Here is a 21,483-nt window from a genome sequence, read left to right on the forward strand (position 1 = left end):
ATGCGCCACCAGATTCATGACCTGCTGGCCCCGCTGCCGGGGACTGCGCGACAGATTCACAGCTTCCACTTCGGCCCGACGTCGGCCAAAGGCAAGATCTACATCCAGGCGTCCCTGCACGCCGATGAAATGCCCGGCATGCTGGTCGCCTGGCACCTCAAGCAGCGCCTGGCGGAACTTGAAGCCGCCGGCCGCCTGCGCAGCGAAATCGTGCTGGTGCCGGTGGCCAACCCGGTCGGCCTCGAACAAGTGCTGATGGATGTGCCGCTGGGTCGCTACGAGCTCGAAAGCGGCCAGAACTTCAACCGCTGGTTCGTCGACTTGAGCGAAGAGGTCGGCAATGAAATCGAAGGTCAGCTTGGCGACGATCCGCAGCGCAACCTTGAACTGATCCGCAGCAGCCTGCGTCATGCACTGGCGCGACAGACCGCCAGCACTCAACTGCAATCCCAGCGCCTGATCCTGCAACGACTGGCCTGTGACGCCGACATGGTGCTGGACCTGCATTGCGATTTCGAAGCGGTCGCGCACCTCTACACCACGCCCGACGCCTGGCCTCAGGTCGAGCCATTGGCCCGCTACATCGGTGCCGAAGCCAGCCTGCTGGCCACCGATTCCGGCGGTCAGTCGTTCGACGAATGCTTCACCCTGCTCTGGTGGCAGTTGAATGAACGCTTCGGCGAGCAATTCGAGATTCCGCCGGGCAGCTTCTCGGTCACGGTCGAATTGCGCGGTCAGGGTGACGTCAATCATCCATTGGCCAGCCTCGACTGCCAGGCGTTGCTCGATTACCTGATTCACTTCGGCGCAATTGCCGGCGAACCGGCGCCACTGCCGGAACTGCCGTATCCCGCCACGCCGCTGGCCGGCGTCGAACCGGTGGCCACGCCCGTGGGCGGTTTGCTGGTGTTCACCGCGCTGCCGGGGGAATACCTGGAAGCCGGACAACTGATCGCCGAAATCGTCGACCCGGTCAATGATCGCGTCACCCCCATTCACTGCACCGTTGCCGGGCTGATGTACGCCCGTTCGCTGCGGCGCATGGCCACTGCCGGCATGGTGATCGCCCACGTCGCGGGCACCGAAGCCTATCGCAGCGGCTACCTACTTTCGCCTTGAGGATGCATGCCCCATGTACAAACTGACCATCGAAGGCCTGCATAAAAGCTATGGCGATCATCATGTGCTCAAAGGCGTTTCACTCAAGGCCAACACCGGCGACGTCATCAGCCTGATCGGCGCCAGCGGCTCGGGTAAAAGTACCTTTCTGCGCTGCATCAACTTTCTCGAACAACCCAACGACGGCGCCATGACCCTGGATGGCCAGAACATCCGCATGATCAAGGATCGCCACGGCATGCACGTGGCCGATGCCGATGAACTGCAGCGGATCCGCACCCGCCTGGCCATGGTGTTCCAGCACTTCAACCTGTGGAGCCACATGACCGTGCTGGAAAACATCACCATGGCCCCGCGCCGGGTGCTGGGTTGCAGCAAAGAGGAAGCCGAGGACCGTGCACGTCGTTATCTCGACAAGGTTGGCCTGGCTGCACGCGTGGCGGATCAGTACCCGGCGTTTCTGTCCGGGGGGCAGCAGCAACGGGTTGCCATTGCCCGCGCGTTGGCCATGGAACCGGAAGTCATGCTGTTCGACGAACCGACTTCGGCGCTCGACCCGGAGCTGGTGGGTGAAGTGCTCAGGGTGATCCAGGGTCTGGCCGAAGAGGGCCGGACCATGATTATGGTCACCCACGAAATGAGCTTCGCGCGCAAAGTGTCTAGCCAGGTGCTGTTTCTGCATCAGGGACTGGTCGAGGAAGAAGGCGCGCCGGAAGACGTGCTGGGCAATCCGAAGAGTGAGCGACTGAAGCAGTTCCTCAGCGGCAACCTCAAGTAAACACCCGCCCCCTGTAGGAGCTGGCGCAGCCTGCGATCTTTTGATCTTTTTCAAGACCGTCAAAGATCAAAAGATCGCAGGCTGCGCCAGCTCCTACAATTCGTATAGCGTCATTAAACCTTTCGTATGCCGCCGCGGTCACTGAAAGAACACTTTCAGAGCGCACACCGCCGGCATGGGAACCTCCCCCGACTTCGCAAAACACTGGTTCACCGCTCGCGGTTGGAAGCCGTTCGCCTTTCAGAAACAGGTGTGGGCTGCAGTCAAATGCGGGCAATCCGGGTTGCTGCATCCGGTTTATCGGCTGAACGGTCGAGATCGGCAGAGCCTGCGGCTGAGGTGCTTCAGCGTCGGCGAAGCAATCAGCCTCCTACCGGCCTTCGGCGCGTTTACCAGTGGCTACCAGATTGATCGGGGCGACAGCTGCAGGATCTTTGTTATCGGCGATAACCAAATATGGCCGGTGTAGGAGCGAGCTTGCTCGCGAAAATTTTCAACGATGACGAGGGCGGCCTGGAAAAACACGGTGCCCTCACGTCCATCGCGAGCAATCGAGCGTCGACCGGCTGCTCCTACATGATCACGATCAGACAACCGGCGCGGGAGGCGGCTCATCCGGCAGGGTCGGCTCACCGGGTTCGGTGGGTTGTTCGTTGGGGGTATCGGGATCAGGCTGGCCGGGGATGCCCCCCGCCATGCTGATGGGCGGATGTGCCAGCAAGGACCAGGCTAAAACGCCAACCTGATTGGGCTCAAGCCTTGCCAGTTCGGCACTTATACGCGGGTCGATCTTCATATAGCACTCCTGAGCGATGGCCCGATCCGCCTTGCGCGGATCGGAGCAGTACACCCCATAGAGTGTACGCTCGCTCAAGAATTCCCACAGTCAGTCAGACGGTTGACTCAGGTGCGTGGCAGCGTCACGCCGCGTTGGCCCTGATACTTGCCGCCACGGTCCTTATAGGACACTTCGCACTCTTCGTCGGATTCAAGGAACAGCATCTGCGCCACGCCTTCGTTGGCGTAGATTTTCGCCGGCAGGTTGGTGGTGTTCGAGAATTCCAGGGTCACGTGACCCTCCCACTCAGGCTCAAGCGGGGTGACGTTGACGATGATGCCGCAGCGGGCGTAAGTGCTTTTGCCCAGGCAGATGGTCAATACGTTGCGCGGAATACGGAAGTATTCGACGGTGCTGGCCAGGGCAAAAGAGTTCGGCGGGATGATGCAGACGTCGCTGTGGATGTCGACGAAGCTGCCGGCATCGAAATTCTTCGGGTCGACGATGGCCGAATTGATGTTGGTGAACACCTTGAAATGATTAGTGCAACGAACGTCGTAGCCGTAACTCGACACGCCGTAGGAGATCACACGGTTATCGTCGCTGCCGCGCACCTGGCGCTCGACGAACGGCTCGATCATGCCGTGCTCTTGCGCCATGCGGCGAATCCACTTGTCCGATTTGATGCTCATGGCGGGTGTCCTGAATAGCGAGGTGGAAAAAATCTGTCCGGCATCTTACCGGGCGCGCGCTTCGGGTTCAAAGACCGTGGCGCAATTCTCGCCGATCCCCCGTAAATACCGGAGCTTCACCGCAATACGATGCACCGTCAGTCACGAAAACAGAGAAACCTTCGCAAGAAGCATTGGCACGTTCCGGAAAAAGGGTTAAGGTGGCGCCACTGTGCTGCTTGTGTCACTGAGAATCTCTACACGATATGTTGAATTTCGATCCAACCATCTACAAGAATTTTTCCTGCTCTTTGCACTCAGTCTCGGCCAGGGTTCTTCCTGCGTCGCAGTTATCTTTGTTCAAGGAGTTACACCATGTCTAATCGCCAAACCGGTACCGTTAAGTGGTTCAACGATGAAAAAGGCTTCGGCTTCATCACCCCACAATCCGGTGACGACCTGTTCGTTCACTTCAAAGCTATCCAATCCGACGGCTTCAAAAGCCTGAAAGAAGGCCAACAGGTTTCTTTCATCGCTACCCGCGGTCAGAAAGGCATGCAAGCTGAAGAAGTTCAAGTTATCTAACTTGTACTTGCTTTAGTAAAAAGCCCCGCCCTTAAAAGCGGGGCTTTTTTGTGCCTGTGTGTTTTTGCGGGCAAAAAAGATCGCAGCCTTCGGCAGCTCCTACAGAATTTACGTCAATCCCTGTAGGAGCTGCCGAAGGCTGCGATCTCTTGATCTTCCGGTTTTACCAGGCCACACCGAACCCTGCGGTGTAGCGGGTCTTCTCCAAATCGGCATCGTCAGTACCGCTGATGATGTCTCGCTCGGCCTTCAGGTTAAGCGACGCCCACTCGGTCACTTTGTAGCGCAAGCCCATTTCGGCATCGAGCGCATAATCTGCCACGCCCGACAACGGCTTGCCCACTTCGCCATTGGTGAAGAACTCCACCCTCTTGCCGATCAGGTAGCGGTTGTAATCCCACTTCATCGCCAGGGAATAGAAGTTATCCTTGCTGCCGTCGGAGAACTGGTAGTCCGTACGGTTGACCAGCGAACCCAGCGAGAATGCGCCTAGCTCGTCATCCCAGAACTGGTATCCCGGACCGGTACCGACGGTGCGCTGACGGGAAAGGTCTTCAACCTTGTCGCGCTTATAGACCGCGCGGCCCTGCCAGAACCATTTCTCGGTCAGGAAGCGGTCGAGCGAGTATTCGCCCCGCCAGTTGTCGGTGGTGACCACGTCATCCTGGAATTCACGGTTGTACTCGCCTTCCGCGATATGCCGCCATCTGCCATGGCGCGCAGAAGTCTTGAAGTCGATATCGTAGTCATCGGTGTCCTTTTCTGCCCGCTGGTAATCCAGCGCCGCATCGATATTCCCTTTCCAGACCAGATCTTCGACGACCGGTTTGGGTTTGAGAATCTGCTGGATACTCGCCAGCTCGACCGTCTTCGGCGCCTCGCCGTTTTCCAGCGTCACCTTGCCGTCGTCTGCCGCATGCAGCGACTTGGCCTTCTCGCCTTTGTACGCATCCTGCTTGACCAGCAACTCCTGATCGCTCTCCAGGGTTTTGACCTGCTTCCAGTCGATCGGCACCGCGCCGGCGTACTCGGTCTGAATCAACAGTTTGCCGCCGTCGAACAGAGTGATCTTGCCGCTCAGCTTGTCACCGTTCTTCAACCAGACGGTATCGGCGAGCAAGGGCGTGGAAGCACTCAGGACAGCGAGGCATAGCAGGGTTCTGGACACCATAAGCAAATACAGGCTCAAGTTTGCGAAAAAAAGTCGGCATTATCCCAAGGAATAAAGCCCTAGCTTGGACTGACACAACTATTTCCATTGAGTTCATTTCTCAATGGGCGATCAAGGATTTACTCTACGGACGGTAATCGTGTGTAGGAGCGAGCTTGCTCGCGATAAACTCGAAACTGGCGCATTGTTCCAGACAGTTCGCGTCATCGTTGACGATCATCGCGAGCAAGCTCACTCCTACAGGAAGCTGGACGTGACCGACCCAACCACTGAAACAGAAAGTGCCGCGCAAATCCGACGCACGGCGCTCTATCTGACCCTGGCACAGGTGCCCGAGGGCAAAGTCGTGAGTTATGGTCAGCTTGCCGAGCTGGCAGGACTCGGCCGCGCGGCGCGATGGGTCGGTCGTACCCTGAGCCAGTTGCCCGGCGACACCAAACTGCCCTGGCACCGCGTGCTCGGCGCCGGCGGTCGGATCAGCCTGGCCGTGGGCAGTCCTTCAGGGGACGAGCAGCGCGCGCGATTACGCGCCGAAGGCATCAGCGTCCTGAATAATCGTGTTGATATTCAGCGCCATGGCTGGCGCCCGGTAGAGCACAGCGGTTAGAGTGCGCGCTTTGTTTCCGTAATCTTGAGGCAGACTTCAGCCCATGCCCCGTAAAACCTGGCGCGCCGCGCTCGCCGCCTATGCCAGCCCTTCAACACTTGTGCTGTTGTTGCTCGGTTTCGCCGCCGGCCTGCCCTACATGCTGGTGTTTTCGACACTTTCGGTCTGGTTGCGTGAAGCCGGTGTGGCTCGCGAAACCATCGGCTATGCAAGCCTGATCGGCCTGGCCTACGCCTTTAAATGGGTCTGGTCGCCGCTGCTCGACCAATGGCGCCTGCCATTCCTCGGCAAGCTCGGTCGCCGACGCTCGTGGCTGGTGCTTTCCCAGGCGCTGGTGATCCTCGGCCTGATCGGGATGGGTTTCTGCGACCCGCAAAAACATCTGTCCTGGCTGATCGCCATCGCCGTAGTCGTTGCCTTCGCCTCGGCGACGCAAGACATCGCGGTCGACGCCTATCGCCTGGAAATCGCCGACGACACTCGCCAGGCTGCCCTCGCCGCCAGTTACATGTCCGGCTATCGGATCGCGGCGCTGCTGGCCACCGCCGGCGCCCTGTTCTTCGCCGAAGGCTTCGGCTCCACCGGTTTCAACTACAAGCATTCGGCATGGGCCGGCACTTACCTGCTGTTCGGCGCCCTGATGGTCCCGGCGTTGCTGACCTCTTTCTTCATGCGTGAACCGCCGGTGCCGCTGCGCACGCAACTGCAGGCCGGGCGCTACAGTTTTGTGCATCAACTGGCCTCGGTGTTCGTGCTGATCGTGCTGCTGGTTTCCGTGCCGGCCATGTTCACCCAGCTCTACAACACCGACTTCGCCAGCGTGCTGTTCGAAGGCGTGAGCCTGCTCGACCTGTTACTTGAAGACCGCGCGTTCCTGCGGGCGATCCTCTACACCACGCTAACTGCGCTGTGCCTTTCGGCCATAGGGCGCCGCGGCCTCGCACCGGTGCTGACCCCGATCAACGACTTCATTCTGCGTTACCGCTGGCAAGCGCTGCTGTTGCTCGGGCTGATCGCCACGTATCGGATGTCGGATACCGTCATGGGCGTGATGGCCAACGTGTTTTATATCGACCAGGGTTTCACCAAGGATCAGATTGCCAGCGTCAGCAAAATCTTCGGCCTGATCATGACGCTGGTCGGCGCCGGCATGGGCGGCCTGCTGATCGTGCGCTTCGGCATCCTGCCGATCCTGTTCATCGGCGGCGTCATGTCGGCCGCGACTAATCTGCTGTTCCTGATGCTTGCCGACATGGGCGCCAACCTGAACATGCTGATCGGCACCATTTCCCTGGACAACTTCAGCTCCGGCCTGGCGACCTCGGCGTTTGTCGCCTACCTGTCGAGCCTGACCAACCTCAAGTTCTCTGCCACCCAATACGCCCTGCTCAGCTCGATCATGCTCTTGCTTCCACGCCTGATCGGTGGCTATTCGGGGGTCATGGTGGAAAAGTTCGGCTATCACAATTTCTTCCTGATCACCGCGCTGCTGGGTGTTCCGACGCTGCTGTTGATCGCCCTGCACTGGTTCCAGGAGAACCGCCGCGAAGGCCCGACACCAAGGCCCGAGCCGGTTCCGACCCAGGTCGCGGAAGAATCGTAGGAAGCATCGCAGAGGGTGGTGAGATTCCCGCCCTCCTGCCACACCACCGACCGCGCGCCTGTACGCCAGCAGATCTCGCCCGTACAATGCTCCGTCATTTCTCGTCATCAGCAACCGACAACGGCCAACCATGCGCACCAGTCAATTTTTGCTCGCCACACAGAAAGAAACGCCTTCCGACGCGGTCGTCATCAGCCATCAGCTGATGCTGCGCGCCGGCATGATCCGCAAACTCGCCTCGGGCCTGTACACCTGGCTGCCGATGGGCTTGCGAGTGATGCGCAAGGTCGAAGCCGTCGTTCGTGAAGAAATGAACGCCGCGGGCTCTCTTGAAGTGTTGATGCCGAGCACGCAACCGGCTGAGCTGTGGCAGGAATCCGGTCGCTGGGAAGAATACGGCCCTGAATTGTTGCGTTTCAAGGATCGCCACGGTCGTGACTTCTGCGCCGGCCCGACCCACGAAGAAGTGATCACCGACCTGATGCGCAATGAGTTGAGCAGCTACAAACAGCTGCCGATCAACCTGTATCAGATCCAGACCAAATTCCGTGACGAAATCCGCCCACGCTTCGGTTTGATGCGCGGCCGCGAATTCATCATGAAGGACGCCTACTCGTTCCACGCCGACCAGCCTTCGCTGCAGGTCACCTACGACCGCATGCACCAGGCGTACTGCAACGTGTTCACCCGTCTGGGCCTGAAATTCCGCCCTGTTGAAGCCGACAACGGCTCCATTGGCGGCGCCGGCTCCCACGAGTTCCACGTACTGGCCGAATCCGGCGAAGACGACATCGTCTTCAGCAACGGTTCCGAGTACGCCGCGAACATCGAGAAAGCCGAAGCCGTACCGCGTGAAACGTCGCGCGCGCTGCCTGCCGAAGAGCTGCGTCTGGTCGACACACCGAACGCCAAGACCATCGCGCAACTGGTCGAAGGCTTCAACCTGCCGATCGAGAAGACCATCAAGACCCTGGTGGTTCACGCTGAAGAGAAAGGCAAGCTGATTGCCCTGATCATCCGTGGCGACCACGAGCTGAACGAAATCAAGGCCTCCAACCAGCCAGGCGTTGCCAGCCCGCTGGTCATGGCTTCCGAAAGCGAATTGCGTGACGCGATTGGCGCCGGTGCCGGTTCTCTCGGCCCGTTGAACCTGCCGCTGCCGATCATCATCGACCGCTCCGTCGAACTGATGAGCGACTTCGGTATCGGTGCAAACATCGACGACAAGCACTACTTCGGCGTGAACTGGGAGCGTGACCTGCCAGTTCCGACCGTTGCCGACCTGCGTAACGTCGTGGCTGGCGACCCTAGCCCTGACGGCAAAGGCACCCTGGAAATCAAGCGCGGCATCGAAGTCGGGCACATCTTCCAGCTGGGCAACAAGTACAGCAAAGCGATGAAGTGCGAAGTGCTGGGTGAAAACGGCAAGCCGGTCACCCTGGAAATGGGTTGCTACGGCATCGGCGTTTCCCGCGTGGTGGCAGCCGCCATCGAGCAGAACAACGACAAGAACGGGATCATCTGGAGCGACACTCTGGCGCCGTTCCAGGTTGCCCTGGTGCCACTGCGCTACGAAACCGAGCAGGTTCGCGAAGCCACCGACAAGCTCTACGCAGAACTGACGGCGGCCGGCTTCGAAGTGCTGCTGGACGATCGCGACAAGAAAACCAGCCCGGGCATCAAGTTCGCGGACATGGAGCTGATCGGCATTCCTCACCGGATCGTGGTCAGTGACCGCGGCCTCGCCGAAGGCAATCTGGAATACAAGAGCCGCACCGAGGCCGAGGCGCAAGCGCTGCCGGTCGCTGACGTGCTGTCCTTCCTCCAGGCCCGTATCCGCCGCTGACACCAGATAGAGAAGTCATGTTCAAGCGAAACACCTTAGGCCTCGTTGGTGCCGCCCTGTGCGGCACCCTGCTGCTCAGCGGCTGCGCCAATCACATGTCGCAACGCAGCGAGCAAGAGGAACGTGTCGAGCGCAAACTGCTCGATCACAGCCTGCAGATCGATGTCGGTGAGCCCAAGGTGCTTGAGCTGCCGCAACGTCGGGTGAAAATCCACGAGCAGAAGACCTTCGAGGTCACCGAGTTCGAAGTCACCCGTCATTACGATCGCTACACGCCTTACCAACCCTGGCGGGAGATCTACGAGATCCCGCTGGGCGCGGTGGCCGTGGCGGCCGGTGTCGGCGCGAATGTGGTCAACGTGTTCGCCCTCGGCAACTTGCCGGATAGCGTAACCAAGGACTGGTTCAGTTACGGTTTCGCCGGGCTCAACCCGTTCATGAACGCGCCGTCTCACGGTCGTGCGCAGCAGAACCTCGCGGGTATCGACGAAGTCCAGCTCGATAAACGCACGGAATACTCGAGCCTGCCGTGGAGCGAGCGCCCGGTGGAGGTCAAGGCCGGCAAGGAAACCTTCGAGCTGAGCACTGACAAAAATGGTGTGTTACGCCTGAACCTGCTGGACAGCCCGTTCGCCGAACATGACATCAATCATCTGAGTCGATTGTTGATCAGCGTCGCCGATTCTCAGGACGATGTGCACAGCGACTCGTCCTTGGCGGTCAGCAGCTCGTTGCGCGGCAAACTGCTCGAAGCCCACGGGCTGATTTACGACGACCTTGAAGACGACGAAGTGAGCCAGTGGGTACACCGGGTCAAACGTCTGTCGGAGCTGGGTCTGGAAGAAGAAGCCAGCGAGCTGGAACAGAGCCTGATTGAGCTGACTCGCAACGATCCTGAGTTGCAGACCGAATTCCTCAAGTCGTTGACCAAGGATGCCGGGCGGCTGGTAGCGGATCCGGGACCGAATTAAGACCCGTTAAAAGATCGCAGCCTTCGGCAGCTCCTACAGAGTATGCATTACAGTGTAGGAGCTGCCGAAGGCTGCGATCTTTTGATTTTAAAGCCTTACCGCTCAAACAACTCCATCTGCTCAAACCCACCCCGCAAATCCTCCAGCCTCACGCCAACCCCCAACAACCGCACCGGCTTCCCGCCGCGATTGAACGCCTGGGTCAGCAACAGCTTATAACTCTGAAGATCTCGCCCTGCCCCGGCCTGCTCCAGCGTGGTCTGGGTAAAGTCATGGAATTTCACTTTGACGAACGGCTTGCCCGGCCGATAGCTGCTGTCGATCCGCGCCATGCGGCCCGCCAGGGTTTCCAGCAACTCGGGTAATTTATCCAGGCAGCTCACCAGATCCCGCAAGTCCACATCGTAGGTGTTCTCGACACTGATCGATTGCCGCCGACTGTCGTTGTGTACCAGCCGTTCATCGATCCCACGGGCCAGGCTCCAAAGTCGTTCACCAAAGCTGCCGAATTCACGCACCAGCGCCAACTTGTCCCATTCGCGCAAATGCGAGCAATCGACAATGCCCAGCCGGCCCAGTTTGTCGGCGGTCACTTTGCCCACACCGTGCAGCTTGCTGACCGGCAAGCCACTGACAAAATCCTCGACCTGATCCGGTGTGATGACGAACAAACCATTGGGCTTCTTCCAGTCGCTGGCGATCTTGGCCAGGAACTTGTTCGGCGCCACGCCGGCCGAGACGGTGATGTGCAACTGATTGGACACCCGTCGGCGGATGTCCTGGGCAATTCGCGTGGCGCTGCCGCCGAAGTGCGCGCTGTCCGACACATCGAGGTAAGCCTCATCGAGGGAAAGCGGTTCGATCAGGTCGGTGTAATCGCGAAAGATCGTGTGAATTTCCTTCGACGCTTCTCTATAGGCGTCCATGCGCGGCTTGACGATGGTCAGGTCCGGGCACAACTTCAAGGCGTGCCCGGAAGACATCGCCGAACGCACGCCATACGCCCGAGCTTCATAGTTGCAGGTGGCAATCACTCCGCGCCGATCTGCCGATCCGCCCACCGCCAGGGGTTTTCCGGCCAGGCGCGGGTCGTCACGCATCTCGATGGCGGCGTAGAAGCAATCACAATCGACGTGGATAATTTTTCGCTGGGTCATATGAAAGCGGTGTTCATGGCAAAAAAAAGGAGACTTGGCAGGCCGGATCGGCAGTATCTCACTGACACCTGTATATAGCACCAGTAGTCTGAATGTTCTTTTCCGAGCGTAGGAAAGTATCCGATGAATTTATTTTCTCAATCGAAAAGCCGTGCCCGATAGAGCTGCAAGCCTTGCCGCGCCTCACTCACAGCCGATTACACCGTAATGCTTTCAAGCTAAGCGATTGAACCAGAACAGGTTTTATCCGGATTGAAGGTTGACAGCCCGGCGATCCTCTGTAGAATGCCGACACACAGACGCGGGATGGAGCAGTCTGGTAGCTCGTCGGGCTCATAACCCGAAGGTCGTCGGTTCAAATCCGGCTCCCGCAACCAAACATCAAAAAAGGCTACTCGAAAGAGTGGCCTTTTTTGTGCGCGTGAAGAAAACACTAATACTTGTAGGAGCGAGCTCGCTCGCGATGGTCGTTAACGATAACGCGTAAAACCAGATACCCGGTGGCGGCCTTTAGTTTTTCGCGAGCAAGCTCGCTCCTACACGCTCCCCTGCGACCGTTCGCCGCTTATTCATGCTTATTTGACCCCGCTCCAGATTAACGGTTGACACACAGGCGTATCTCTATAGAATGCCGCCACACAGACGCGGGATGGAGCAGTCTGGTAGCTCGTCGGGCTCATAACCCGAAGGTCGTCGGTTCAAATCCGGCTCCCGCAACCAAACATCAAAAAAGGCTACTCGAAAGAGTGGCCTTTTTTGTATCTGTTGAAAAAGTCCTTTCGCAACAATGACCTGTCACTCTGCGGGAAGCGTTCGGGATCACTGAAACTCTGGGATCAGACTATGCCGGATCGCAGACAGAACCCTCTACGACGGATGACATGCCATCGCCGACAATCGGTGAGAGGCGTTAATATTTGTGATTATTTTTTTCTACAGGGATTGGTAACTTGGCTGGATACCCCCATCCTGTCGCGCACAATCCAAGAGGTGATTGATGCGCGCCAACTCGTCTGATCCACAAGACACCGTCACAGCGACAAAACCCATCAAGCCCGAGGGTTTGCGCTTGCTTGATCGGGTCAGCAAGTATCGCCAACCCATCGGTCTGGCGGTCACTCTGCTGTTGTTCGCGATCGCGCTGATTGCCTGTCGCCACTTGCTGAGCGAACTCGATCTGTACGCTCTGCACGACTCGATTCTTGAAGTACCAAAACCGGCACTGCTGGGCGCACTGGTGGCGACTGTAGTGGGCTTCATTATCTTGCTTGGCTATGAATGGTCGGCCAGCCGCTATGCCGGCGTGACGCTGGCGCCGCGAATCCTCGCCCTGGGCGGGTTCACCGCATTCGCCATCGGCAATGCCATCGGTCTGTCGATGCTCTCGGGGGGGTCGGTTCGTTATCGTTTATATGCACGTCATGGTCTGGGGGCTTCGGAAGTCGCTCACATGACGTTGTTCGCTAGCCTCTCGCTCGGCTGCGCCCTGCCCCCGCTCGCCGCCCTCGCGACGCTCAGTAACCTGCCTGCCGCCTCCGCCGCGCTGGGCCTCTCTCAGATGCTGCTGGCTGCGATTGCCGCTGCCGTGTTGCTGTTGTTTACCGTATTGGCCGTCGGCATCTATCGCCGGCGCCTGCCGGAGCAGCCTTATGCGGACAACCTGCTGGTCAAGGCCGGTCGTCGCACCTTGCGCCTTCCGGGCCGTCGCCTGACGTTCCTGCAACTGATCATAACCGCCCTCGACGTGGCCGCCGCCGCGACCGTGCTTTACCTGTTGCTGCCGGAAGCGCCGCCCTTCGGTGCTTTCTTGCTGGTGTATCTGCTGGCGCTGGCCGCGGGTGTGCTCAGTCATGTTCCCGGCGGCGTCGGGGTGTTCGAAGCGATTCTGCTGGCCGCCTTCGCCGACAAACTTGGCGCCGCGCCACTGGCTGCCGCGCTGCTGCTCTATCGCCTGATCTATGTGGTGCTGCCGTTGCTGGTGGCCTGTGTGCTGCTGTTGATCAACGAAGGCCAGCGCCTGTTCCAGACGCGTCAGTCATTGCGCGCCGCGTCCGGCCTGGCCGCGCCGATTCTGGCGGTGCTGGTGTTCCTGTCCGGTGTGGTGCTGCTGTTCTCCGGCGTGACCCCGGAAATTGATACGCGCCTGGAACACATCGGTTTTCTGATTCCCCATCGACTGGTCGACGCCTCGCACTTCGGCGCCAGCCTGGTCGGCGTGCTCTGCCTGCTGCTGGCTCAGGGCCTGCGTCGGCGCCTGTCGGCCGCCTGGATGCTGACCACCATTCTGTTGCTGGTCGGTGCCGTGCTCTCGCTGCTCAAAGGTTTCGACTGGGAAGAAGCCAGCCTGATGACCCTGACGGCGGCGCTGCTGGGGGTTTTCCGGCGCTCGTTCTATCGCCCGAGCCGTTTGACCGAACTGCCGTTTTCACCGCTGTATCTGGTCTCGAGCCTGTGCGTCCTCGGTGCGTCGATCTGGCTGCTGCTGTTCGCTTATCAGGACGTTCCCTACAGCCATCAACTCTGGTGGCAGTTCACCCTCGACGCCGACGCCCCGCGCGGCTTGCGCTCGCTGCTCGGCGCTGCGGTGCTGCTGGTGGTGGTGTCCCTGACCTGGCTGCTGCGTACCGCGCGCCCGGTGATCCACCAGCCGACACCGGATGAGCTGGACCGCGCGGTAAAGATCCTGATGGCCTCCGCGCAACCGGATGGCGGCCTGGCCCTGACCGGTGACAAGGCGCTGCTGTTTCATCCCAACGACGAGGCGTTTCTGATGTACGCCCGCCGCGGACGCAGCCTCGTGGCGTTGTACGACCCGATCGGCCCGACCCAGCAACGGGCCGAGATGATCTGGCAGTTCCGCGACCTCTGTGACATCCACCACGCCCGCCCCGTGTTTTATCAAGTGCGCGCGGAAAACCTGCCGTACTACATGGACATCGGCCTGACCGCGATCAAGCTCGGCGAAGAAGCCCGGGTCGATCTGCAGCGTTTTGATCTCGAAGCCAAGGGCAAAGAGATGAAGGACCTGCGCTACACCTGGAACCGTGGCACCCGCGATGGCCTGTCGCTGGAAATCCATGAGCCGGGGCACGCGCCAATGGATGAGCTCAAGGTGATTTCCGATGCCTGGCTGACCGGCAAGAACGTGCGCGAGAAAGGCTTCTCCCTCGGCCGTTTCAGTGATGACTACCTCAAGCATTTCCGCATTGCGGTGATTCGCTTCGAAGGGCGTCCGGTGGCGTTCGCCAATTTGCTCGAGACCTACGGCCATGACCTGACCAGCCTCGACCTGATGCGCGCGCACCCGGATGCCCCGAAGCTGACCATGGAGTTCATGATGGTCGGCCTGATTCAACATTATAAAAATCATGGATACGCGCGTTTCAGCCTGGGCATGGTGCCGCTGTCGGGGTTGCAACCCCGTCGTGGCGCGCCACTGACCCAGCGTCTGGGCTCGATGGTATTCCGCCGTGGTGAGCAGCTCTACAACTTCCAAGGCTTGCGCCGCTTCAAAGACAAGTTCCAGCCTGACTGGGAACCCCGTTATATGGCCGTGCCCGCCGGACTCGATCCGCTGGTTGCCCTGGCCGACACTGCTGCCCTGATTGCGGGCGGCTTGACTGGATTGGTGAAACGCTGATGATTCAACGCTCCTTGCGGTACGTACTGGCCACACTGGTAGTGCTGGTCCTGATTCTCGGTGGCGGTTACTGGTACCTCAAACGCCCGGCGCCACAACCGACACTCGAACTGCTGACACCGGCCGGCGGCGCCGCGATGACCCGTGTCATTCCCGGCAACACCCCACGCGCGCAAGTGCTGGTGGCGGTCACCGAAGAACAGAAGCTCAGCGACAAACAATTGATGACCCTCAGCCGCAGCGGCTCGGCGCAGATTGTTCAAGTGATCCTGCCCAAGGACTGCCTGTTGCAAAGCCGCGCCCTGCAATCGGGCCTGAGAGAACTGAAAGGCCCGGCGACCCTGGTCAGCGGCATCGGCCCCGGCGCCGTGCTGGCGTGGCGCTGGTTGTCCGAGCAGAAGAACGACAAGGCCCAGGCCGTTTCGGTGGACCTGGCCCTGGAAAAACCCGGTTGCACGCACCTGCTGCCGAAAAGCGCCGCTCACGGTCACTGGCTGGTGGCGTGGAACGACAACCCGGACGACACCAGCGCCGGCTTCGTGCGCGACCAACCCAACGCCGAAACCAGCATCAGCGACTACGACATCAACCTGCCGCAAGTGCTGAACAACGAACTGCGCAAGCTCCTCGTTGGTGGCGACAAAGCCGCTGGCGGCCTGCAGATTCCAGTGGTTGAAGTCCCGGCCAGTCAGGCCAAGGACACCGTCACCCTGTTCCTCTCCGGCGACGGCGGCTGGCGCGACCTCGACCGCGATGTGGCGGGCGAGATGGCGAAGATCGGCTACCCGGTGGTCGGCATCGACACCCTGCGCTACTACTGGCAGCACAAGAGCCCGGAGCAAAGCGCACTGGACCTGGCCGAACTGATGCAGCACTACCGGCAGAAATGGGGCACCAAGCGCTTCATCCTGACGGGCTACTCGTTCGGCGCCGACGTTTTGCCGGCGATCTACAACCGCCTGGCAGAATCGGAGCAGCAACGCGTCGATGCAATCATCCTGCTGGCCTTCGCCCGCACCGGCAGCTTCGAAATCGAAGTCGAAGGCTGGCTCGGTAACGCCGGCAAAGAAGCCGCCACCGGCCCGGAAATGGCCAAGCTGCCACCGGAGAAAGTGGTGTGCATCTTCGGTGAAGAAGAAATCGACGAAAGCGGCTGCACCGACAAGACCGCCGTGGGCGAAGCCATCAAACTGCCTGGGGGTCATCACTTTGATGAGAACTACCCGAAACTGGCGCGGCGGTTGGTGGATGTGATCGAGAAGCGTCAAGCGAAAGAGGCGGCGGCTCAGGAATGATCTGAATCCACCGAAAAAAAGCCCCCGCTGCCTTACGGTACCGGGGGCTTTTTTATAGGTACAAACATGAAGCGTTACCCGCCGGCTGGACCTTGTAACTAGGGCCTGTAATTCAACTGCTAGAACTGAACATCTATCCACGTTACGTCATCTTCAACAGCGATAAAGTCGCTATCCGGTGCCGCCAGCAAACTACTTTGCTGCGACTCCGTTAACTCCGCCCAGAAGCCATCGGTTACAAACACCAGTCGCTCACCGACAGTTAATGGGTGAAAAACAAAGTCAGGGTCTGGAGCACGATTAACCTTCAGGCAACGGGTTATCCAGTTTCGAGCCGGATCTTGCGCCAGCTCACGGTGCGAACGATCGCGCCTCCAATTGGCCTTGCAGTGGGGCGGCGTAATCCACTCGATCGTGCTTGTCGGTGTCACTACACCGCACGAACAGTCACCCTCATACGCAAGCGTGAGCTTCCCATGAGCAGCGACACCCACCAGGTAACACATGGTCCCTGTCTGGTCGGCAAACAAAGTGGGATGAAGCTCGGCCAGCACTGAACTAAGTACCTGCTCAACTGCTCCGTGCTCAGTAATATCGCCCGTCTGATATATGTGCTTCGGGTACGCAGCTAAAACACCTTTTACGAAGCATTCTGCCAATTGGCCACTGCCCGGCTTCGACGTACCGTCCGTGATGACGAACAGCCCTTTGTCACCGTCGCAGAAAGCACCAGCACAGTCATGATTGGCATTCCTGGCCCTTCCCATTACTGATCGGGTTTCGTATCTCATGCGTTGCCCAGGTTCTTCATGCGCATGTGAATAATTCGACCTCTACCCGGATTAGCCTGCACCGAGCCCGAGCTCTCAATCACGTAGTCGATGCCACTAAGCACCCTGAGCTCTCGAATCCCAGCTGTGATGAATTCCTTGAGCTGCGAATCTGCTTGGCTAATCTCCTCCAGAAGCTCTGGACGACCATCAATCAATATGATGATGTCTTCGACATCCTTGTGGTAAGGATCGCCCTTACCACGACCGCTAAAGGCCTCAAGTTTGGTGGCAAGAAAGTAGGCCGGTTTGAAGATCTGAATAACGAGACCGCTGGGCAACGTAAATTTATCCGCCTTCGCCAGCCCTTCCACGAACCAACGATTGGCATATCCGAGAACCGCCGGATCCGAAGGCATCACGTCGACGATGACATCGTTGAAGCGAAAACGGCAGTTGACCTCATCCTCGCCGGTAATCTTGAAATTTTTGACCGCCAAGCGTTCTGTGAGGCGCTGCCATTCGCTGATGCCTGCCAGCTCGATCACCAGGTCAACATCATCGGTGAAACGAATGTCGTCCAGCACAACCGCATCAGTGACCAGCATGGCTGTGGTGCAACCACCGACAAAGGCAATCTCAGCGAGAAACTCCTCCCCCAAGCCGTCTGCAACAAATTCTATGAGCTCATAGTTGTGATCAGCGTTCGACGGCATGTTATTTCAGACCCATCCCTGCCCTTAAAATGTTAATCGCCACGCCACACTCTCGCGGACCGCCAAGACGGATCGCATCAGCAAGCGCTAGATAGTGATAAAGGGTTCTATCTTTCTTCACGGCTTCCGGCACGGTCTTGTAGAGCGGCTCTATCGCCTGACCACGCTCAGTTCCCAACGCATCAGGCCAAACCGGAATCAGCTCGCCAGCGCTCTTGAGGCTTTTGGACAACGCTGGCGCTGCAAAGCCCGTCGGAATACCGCGAACCATTGCCCCCGGTTTCACGGGGAAGAAATATTTCAAAGCGTGCTCGGTGATTTTCAACAGCTCTCGCCGATTTACCTTCGGCAGCCCGGTGTCGTAATCGCTGATAAGCAGTCCAGACTCGCGACATCTGGCCATGGCATTTGAAATCTCACTTTTGCTTATTCCAAGAGACGCGGACAGCGCACGCAGCGAATAACCTTCACTCAAACTCGCCAGCGGCGGAGAGGGTACTGGTTCTGACCACCCTTCCCAGCCATCCTCTTCGCTCAGGGGCGAGTCGAACGCCGGGGAGTTTTTCACCCCGTAAAGATTTTCTTCCTGGGCGTGCAGGCTGGCCAGCTTGAACAAAAGCAAAATGTCTTGACTCTTCACGATGCTTAAAACTCCAAGTGTCCACATTCCATAAAACGTGGACACTTGTCTCATTGAAAATATTGAGTCGTCAAGACCGAATCGATACATCGGATGCTGTTGAGAGGCGCGCGATGCCCAGCTCTGTAGGTCTTTTCTAGCATACCGTGCCCGCATGTCGTCGTGGCTGATTGCGCAGGCCTCATCAAAACCGGTCAGCACGCCTTGTAATTCCGTCATATTTACCCCTCGGACACACGCCAAATTTTTCGCGCACAATTCTTGTTGAATATCGCATTGAGCGACCGCGCCCACTTCTTCGGCTTGCAGAATCACTCACAGCGTTTAGTTTTTGTTTGTTTCAGACGGCGCGATATCGGATGACGCCCGCAGACCTTGTAGGCAAACTCCGAATCGTGTTTTTTGGGCACTTTGATGCCTTGTTGCGCTTTTCTTTGACGGGATAGTCTCCGGACGTCGCTGACCCTTCAGCGATCGGGCTTGGAAACCTGTCGAATCGAACGCTACGCCACCCTTCATGAATGCAGCCCATATCACGGCAGTATTCTTGAATATGGCGGCTGTGCGTGGGACGCCCTTGGGCGTGCCGGTTCCTTGGTTCCCGGTTTTCCAACCTGCGCATAGCTGCCACCCATTCGCTTGGAAACGAATGTGGCAGCTCCTCGAACCCTGGAGCAAAACCATGACAACAACAAACCAGCCCGCCCCCTCAGAACTAAAAACCATCGGCCTCACCCCCTTCATCTACTGCTCAAACCAGGCGCTGTTCCGTGTCAGTCGAGACGTTCCCCTCGGTGATGCGCTAGCCATGGCCTCCGACTTTCTATTCCTTGCCAAGGATCTGACCAGAGAGGCTGCCTTTAACCGTGATACCGACCGACACATCTGGGCGGCGCATTATTTGACGGCGATGAGCAAGGCTGTGATTGATGATGCGATGAAGGTGCTGCAGGGACCTCCTCCGGCCAAAGCCGAATCAAAAAAATAATGGCCTGAGCGCAATTTCAACAGGCGCCACAGATCCATTGTGGGAGCGGGCTTGCTCGCGAAAGCGGACTGACATTCAACATTGATGTCGACTGGCCCACCGCTTTCGCGAGCAAGCCCGCTCCCACAATGGATCTGTGGCGTCTTCAGGTTGTGCGCTCAGCCACAAAAAAGCCCCCGCTGCCTTCACGGCAACGGGGGCTTTTTGATCGGGATTACATCTCGACCTGTGTACCCAGTTCGATAACCCGGTTCAACGGCAAATTAAAGAACCGCAAATTGCCATTCGCATTCTTCAACATGAACGCAAACAACCCCTCGCGCCAGCGGGCCATCCCTTCAAGTTTGGAAGCGATAACCGTCTCACGGCTGAGGAAGTAGGTAGTGCGCATCGGGCTGAAGTCGAGGTCATCGAGGTGACACAGCTTCAGTGCTTGCGGCACGTCCGGCTCGTCGATAAAGCCAAAGTGCAGGATCACCCGGAAGAACCCTTCGCCGTAGGAATCAACCTCGAAGCGCCGTGTCGGCGGGACCCGCGGGATGTCTTCGTACACCACTGTCAGCAGTACCACTTGCTCGTGCAGCACCTGGTTATGCAGCAGGTTGTGCAACAACGCGTGGGGCACGGCGTCCGGGCGCGCGGTGAGGAACACTGCGGTGCCCTGGACCCGATGCGGCGGTTGTACGGCGATACTGCTGATGAAAATCGGCAGCGGCAGGCCACCTTCGTCCATGCGCTCAACCAGCAGTTGCTTGCCGCGTTTCCAGGTGGTCATCAGCACAAACAGTGCAATACCGGCGATCACCGGGAATGCTCCGCCCTGAAAGATTTTCGGCACGTTGGCGGCGAAATACAGACCATCCACCAGCAGGAAGCCGAGCAACAGCGGCACCGAGAGGATCGGCGGCCATTTCCACAGCAACAACATCACCGCCGACACCAGGATGGTGGTCATCAACATGGTGCCCGTCACCGCCACACCGTAGGCCGAGGCCAGAGCGCCGGAGGATTCGAAGCCGATCACCAACAGGATCACGCCGACCATCAATGCCCAGTTCACCGCGCCGATGTAGATCTGGCCCTGTTCGGCACTGGAGGTGTGCTGAATGTGCATGCGCGGAATGTAACCGAGCTGGATCGCCTGACGGGTCAGGGAGAACGCTCCGGAAATCACCGCTTGCGAGGCAATCACCGTGGCCAGGGTCGACAGGCCGACCAACGGAATCAACGCCCAGCTTGGTGCCAACAGATAGAACGGGTTGCGTGCCGCTTCCGGATCACCGAGCAGTAATGCGCCCTGGCCGAAGTAGTTCAGCACCAGCGCCGGCAGCACAAGAATGAACCACGCACGGGCAATCGGCTTGCGACCGAAGTGGCCCATGTCGGCGTACAGCGCTTCGGCGCCGGTCAATGCCAGCACCACCGCACCCAGAATCGCCACGCCCATGCCCGGGTGCACGATAAAGAAACGCACGCCCCAGACCGGGTTCATCGCTTGCAACACTTCCGGGTGCTGCAGGATGCCGTAGACGCCCAGCGCGCCCAGGACCAGAAACCAGGTGACCATGATCGGCCCGAACAGAATGCCGATTCGCGCGGTGCCGTGACTCTGGATCAAAAACAGCGCCACCAGCACAACCAACGACAGTGGCACCACCCAATGGTCGATGCCCTCAAACGCCAGCCCCAGACCTTCAATTGCCGAGAGCACGGAAATCGCCGGCGTGATCATGCTGTCGCCATAAAACAGCGCCGCGCCGATCAGCCCGCAGACCACCAGCAACGTCCGCAACTTCGGATGCCCCGCCGCCGCCCGTCGAGCCAGCGCGGTCAACGCCATGATACCGCCTTCGCCCTGATTGTCGGCGCGCAGTACGAACAGCACATATTTGATTGAAACGACCCAGATCAGCGACCAGAAAATCAGCGCCAGTATCCCGAACACGCCGTCATGGTCAACCTGTACACCATACTGACCGGAAAACACTTCTTTAAGTGTGTACAGCGGACTCGTGCCGATATCGCCATAAACCACCCCGACCGCCGCGACCAGCATGCCGATCGGCTTTGCCGCCGAATGCTCGGCACCCGCCGCCTGACTACTTGCCTGACCCATCCACCACTCCTACTACCCAGACCGGGCTTCTT

The 21,483-nt window shown here is 58.9% G+C and carries 18 protein-coding genes, 2 tRNA genes and 1 pseudogene; 13 read left to right on the top strand and 8 right to left on the bottom strand.

The window, feature by feature from the left end; translation table 11 throughout:
* From ACYZTL_RS09505 to ACYZTL_RS09515, 3 genes and pseudogenes are all read left to right on the top strand, one after another.
* Entirely contained in the window at window positions 1-1,119 is a 1,119-nt protein-coding gene (locus ACYZTL_RS09505) for a succinylglutamate desuccinylase/aspartoacylase family protein (protein ID WP_461951575.1), read from the top strand.
* A gap of 13 nt (window positions 1,120-1,132) precedes the next feature.
* Window positions 1,133-1,897 (top strand): ABC transporter ATP-binding protein, encoded by a 765-nt coding sequence (locus tag ACYZTL_RS09510; protein WP_392885927.1) that lies wholly within the window; start codon window positions 1,133-1,135, stop codon window positions 1,895-1,897.
* Window positions 1,898-2,174: 277 nt separating this feature from the next.
* Window positions 2,175-2,366, top strand: a pseudogene (locus ACYZTL_RS09515) (ligase-associated DNA damage response endonuclease PdeM); the annotation flags it as partial.
* A 117-nt stretch (window positions 2,367-2,483) separates the two neighbouring features.
* On the opposite strand, the gene ACYZTL_RS09520 reads toward ACYZTL_RS09515, so the two are convergent.
* Both ACYZTL_RS09520 and dcd read right to left on the bottom strand, forming a co-directional pair.
* Entirely contained in the window at window positions 2,484-2,693 is a 210-nt protein-coding gene (locus ACYZTL_RS09520) for a hypothetical protein (RefSeq protein ID WP_084321795.1), read from the bottom strand.
* A gap of 107 nt (window positions 2,694-2,800) precedes the next feature.
* Window positions 2,801-3,367 carry a dCTP deaminase gene (gene dcd, locus ACYZTL_RS09525; protein WP_110658603.1) on the bottom strand — a complete coding sequence of 189 codons (567 nt, stop codon included), beginning with the start codon at window positions 3,365-3,367 and terminating at the stop codon, window positions 2,801-2,803.
* Between the two features lie 354 nt (window positions 3,368-3,721).
* On the opposite strand from dcd, the gene ACYZTL_RS09530 reads away from it, so the two are divergent.
* Window positions 3,722-3,931, top strand: a complete 210-nt coding sequence (locus tag ACYZTL_RS09530) for a cold-shock protein (RefSeq protein WP_002554837.1) — start codon at window positions 3,722-3,724, stop codon at window positions 3,929-3,931.
* A gap of 163 nt (window positions 3,932-4,094) precedes the next feature.
* Here the strand turns inward: ACYZTL_RS09530 and ACYZTL_RS09535 are convergent, their stop codons facing one another.
* Entirely contained in the window at window positions 4,095-5,102 is a 1,008-nt protein-coding gene (locus ACYZTL_RS09535) for a DUF481 domain-containing protein (RefSeq protein WP_461951576.1), read from the bottom strand.
* A gap of 253 nt (window positions 5,103-5,355) precedes the next feature.
* On the opposite strand from ACYZTL_RS09535, the gene ACYZTL_RS09540 reads away from it, so the two are divergent.
* The 4 genes from ACYZTL_RS09540 (at window position 5,356) to ACYZTL_RS09555 (ending at window position 10,129) form a co-directional block, all read left to right on the top strand.
* The gene (locus ACYZTL_RS09540; RefSeq protein WP_461951577.1) at window positions 5,356-5,709 is read left to right on the top strand and encodes an MGMT family protein; all 354 of its coding nucleotides are present in this window, start codon (window positions 5,356-5,358) and stop codon (window positions 5,707-5,709) included.
* A gap of 43 nt (window positions 5,710-5,752) precedes the next feature.
* Entirely contained in the window at window positions 5,753-7,312 is a 1,560-nt protein-coding gene (locus ACYZTL_RS09545) for an AmpG family muropeptide MFS transporter (protein WP_461951578.1), read from the top strand.
* Between the two features lie 130 nt (window positions 7,313-7,442).
* Entirely contained in the window at window positions 7,443-9,158 is a 1,716-nt protein-coding gene (locus ACYZTL_RS09550; RefSeq protein WP_461951579.1) for a proline--tRNA ligase, read from the top strand.
* A gap of 17 nt (window positions 9,159-9,175) precedes the next feature.
* Window positions 9,176-10,129 (top strand): hypothetical protein, encoded by a 954-nt coding sequence (locus tag ACYZTL_RS09555; RefSeq protein ID WP_461951580.1) that lies wholly within the window; start codon window positions 9,176-9,178, stop codon window positions 10,127-10,129.
* Between the two features lie 95 nt (window positions 10,130-10,224).
* Here ACYZTL_RS09555 and dinB read toward each other — a convergent pair whose 3' ends face one another.
* Window positions 10,225-11,286 carry a DNA polymerase IV gene (gene dinB, locus ACYZTL_RS09560; RefSeq protein WP_461951581.1) on the bottom strand — a complete coding sequence of 354 codons (1,062 nt, stop codon included), beginning with the start codon at window positions 11,284-11,286 and terminating at the stop codon, window positions 10,225-10,227.
* A 300-nt stretch (window positions 11,287-11,586) separates the two neighbouring features.
* Here dinB and ACYZTL_RS09565 point away from each other — a divergent pair.
* From ACYZTL_RS09565 to ACYZTL_RS09580, 4 genes are all read left to right on the top strand, one after another.
* A tRNA-Met gene (locus ACYZTL_RS09565) sits at window positions 11,587-11,663 on the top strand.
* 266 nt (window positions 11,664-11,929) lie between these two features.
* A tRNA-Met gene (locus ACYZTL_RS09570) sits at window positions 11,930-12,006 on the top strand.
* A 277-nt stretch (window positions 12,007-12,283) separates the two neighbouring features.
* Window positions 12,284-14,926, top strand: coding sequence for a bifunctional lysylphosphatidylglycerol flippase/synthetase MprF (gene mprF, locus ACYZTL_RS09575; RefSeq protein WP_461951582.1), 2,643 nt, complete (start codon window positions 12,284-12,286; stop codon window positions 14,924-14,926).
* Window positions 14,926-16,221, top strand: a complete 1,296-nt coding sequence (locus ACYZTL_RS09580; RefSeq protein ID WP_461951583.1) for a virulence factor family protein — start codon at window positions 14,926-14,928, stop codon at window positions 16,219-16,221. The genes mprF and ACYZTL_RS09580 overlap by 1 nt, the downstream gene beginning before the upstream one ends.
* 119 nt (window positions 16,222-16,340) lie before the next feature.
* Here the strand turns inward: ACYZTL_RS09580 and ACYZTL_RS09585 are convergent, their stop codons facing one another.
* The 3 genes from ACYZTL_RS09585 to ACYZTL_RS09595 are packed head-to-tail and all read right to left on the bottom strand — an operon-like array spanning window position 16,341 to window position 18,347.
* Window positions 16,341-17,012, bottom strand: coding sequence for a PP2C family protein-serine/threonine phosphatase (locus ACYZTL_RS09585; protein WP_461951584.1), 672 nt, complete (start codon window positions 17,010-17,012; stop codon window positions 16,341-16,343).
* Complete coding sequence (locus ACYZTL_RS09590) at window positions 17,009-17,707, bottom strand: hypothetical protein (protein WP_461951585.1); 699 nt, start codon at window positions 17,705-17,707, stop codon at window positions 17,009-17,011. Before ACYZTL_RS09590 ends, ACYZTL_RS09585 begins: the two co-directional genes overlap by 4 nt.
* 1 nt (window position 17,708) lies before the next feature.
* Entirely contained in the window at window positions 17,709-18,347 is a 639-nt protein-coding gene (locus tag ACYZTL_RS09595) for a MarR family transcriptional regulator (protein ID WP_461954289.1), read from the bottom strand.
* A gap of 682 nt (window positions 18,348-19,029) precedes the next feature.
* On the opposite strand from ACYZTL_RS09595, the gene ACYZTL_RS09600 reads away from it, so the two are divergent.
* Complete coding sequence (locus tag ACYZTL_RS09600) at window positions 19,030-19,335, top strand: DUF3077 domain-containing protein (RefSeq protein ID WP_461951586.1); 306 nt, start codon at window positions 19,030-19,032, stop codon at window positions 19,333-19,335.
* A gap of 214 nt (window positions 19,336-19,549) precedes the next feature.
* On the opposite strand, the gene ACYZTL_RS09605 is transcribed toward ACYZTL_RS09600, so the two are convergent.
* Complete coding sequence (locus ACYZTL_RS09605; RefSeq protein WP_461951587.1) at window positions 19,550-21,451, bottom strand: potassium transporter Kup; 1,902 nt, start codon at window positions 21,449-21,451, stop codon at window positions 19,550-19,552.
* Between the last annotated feature and the right edge of the window lie 32 nt (window positions 21,452-21,483).

The organism is Pseudomonas sp. LB3P81 (assembly GCF_054897965.1).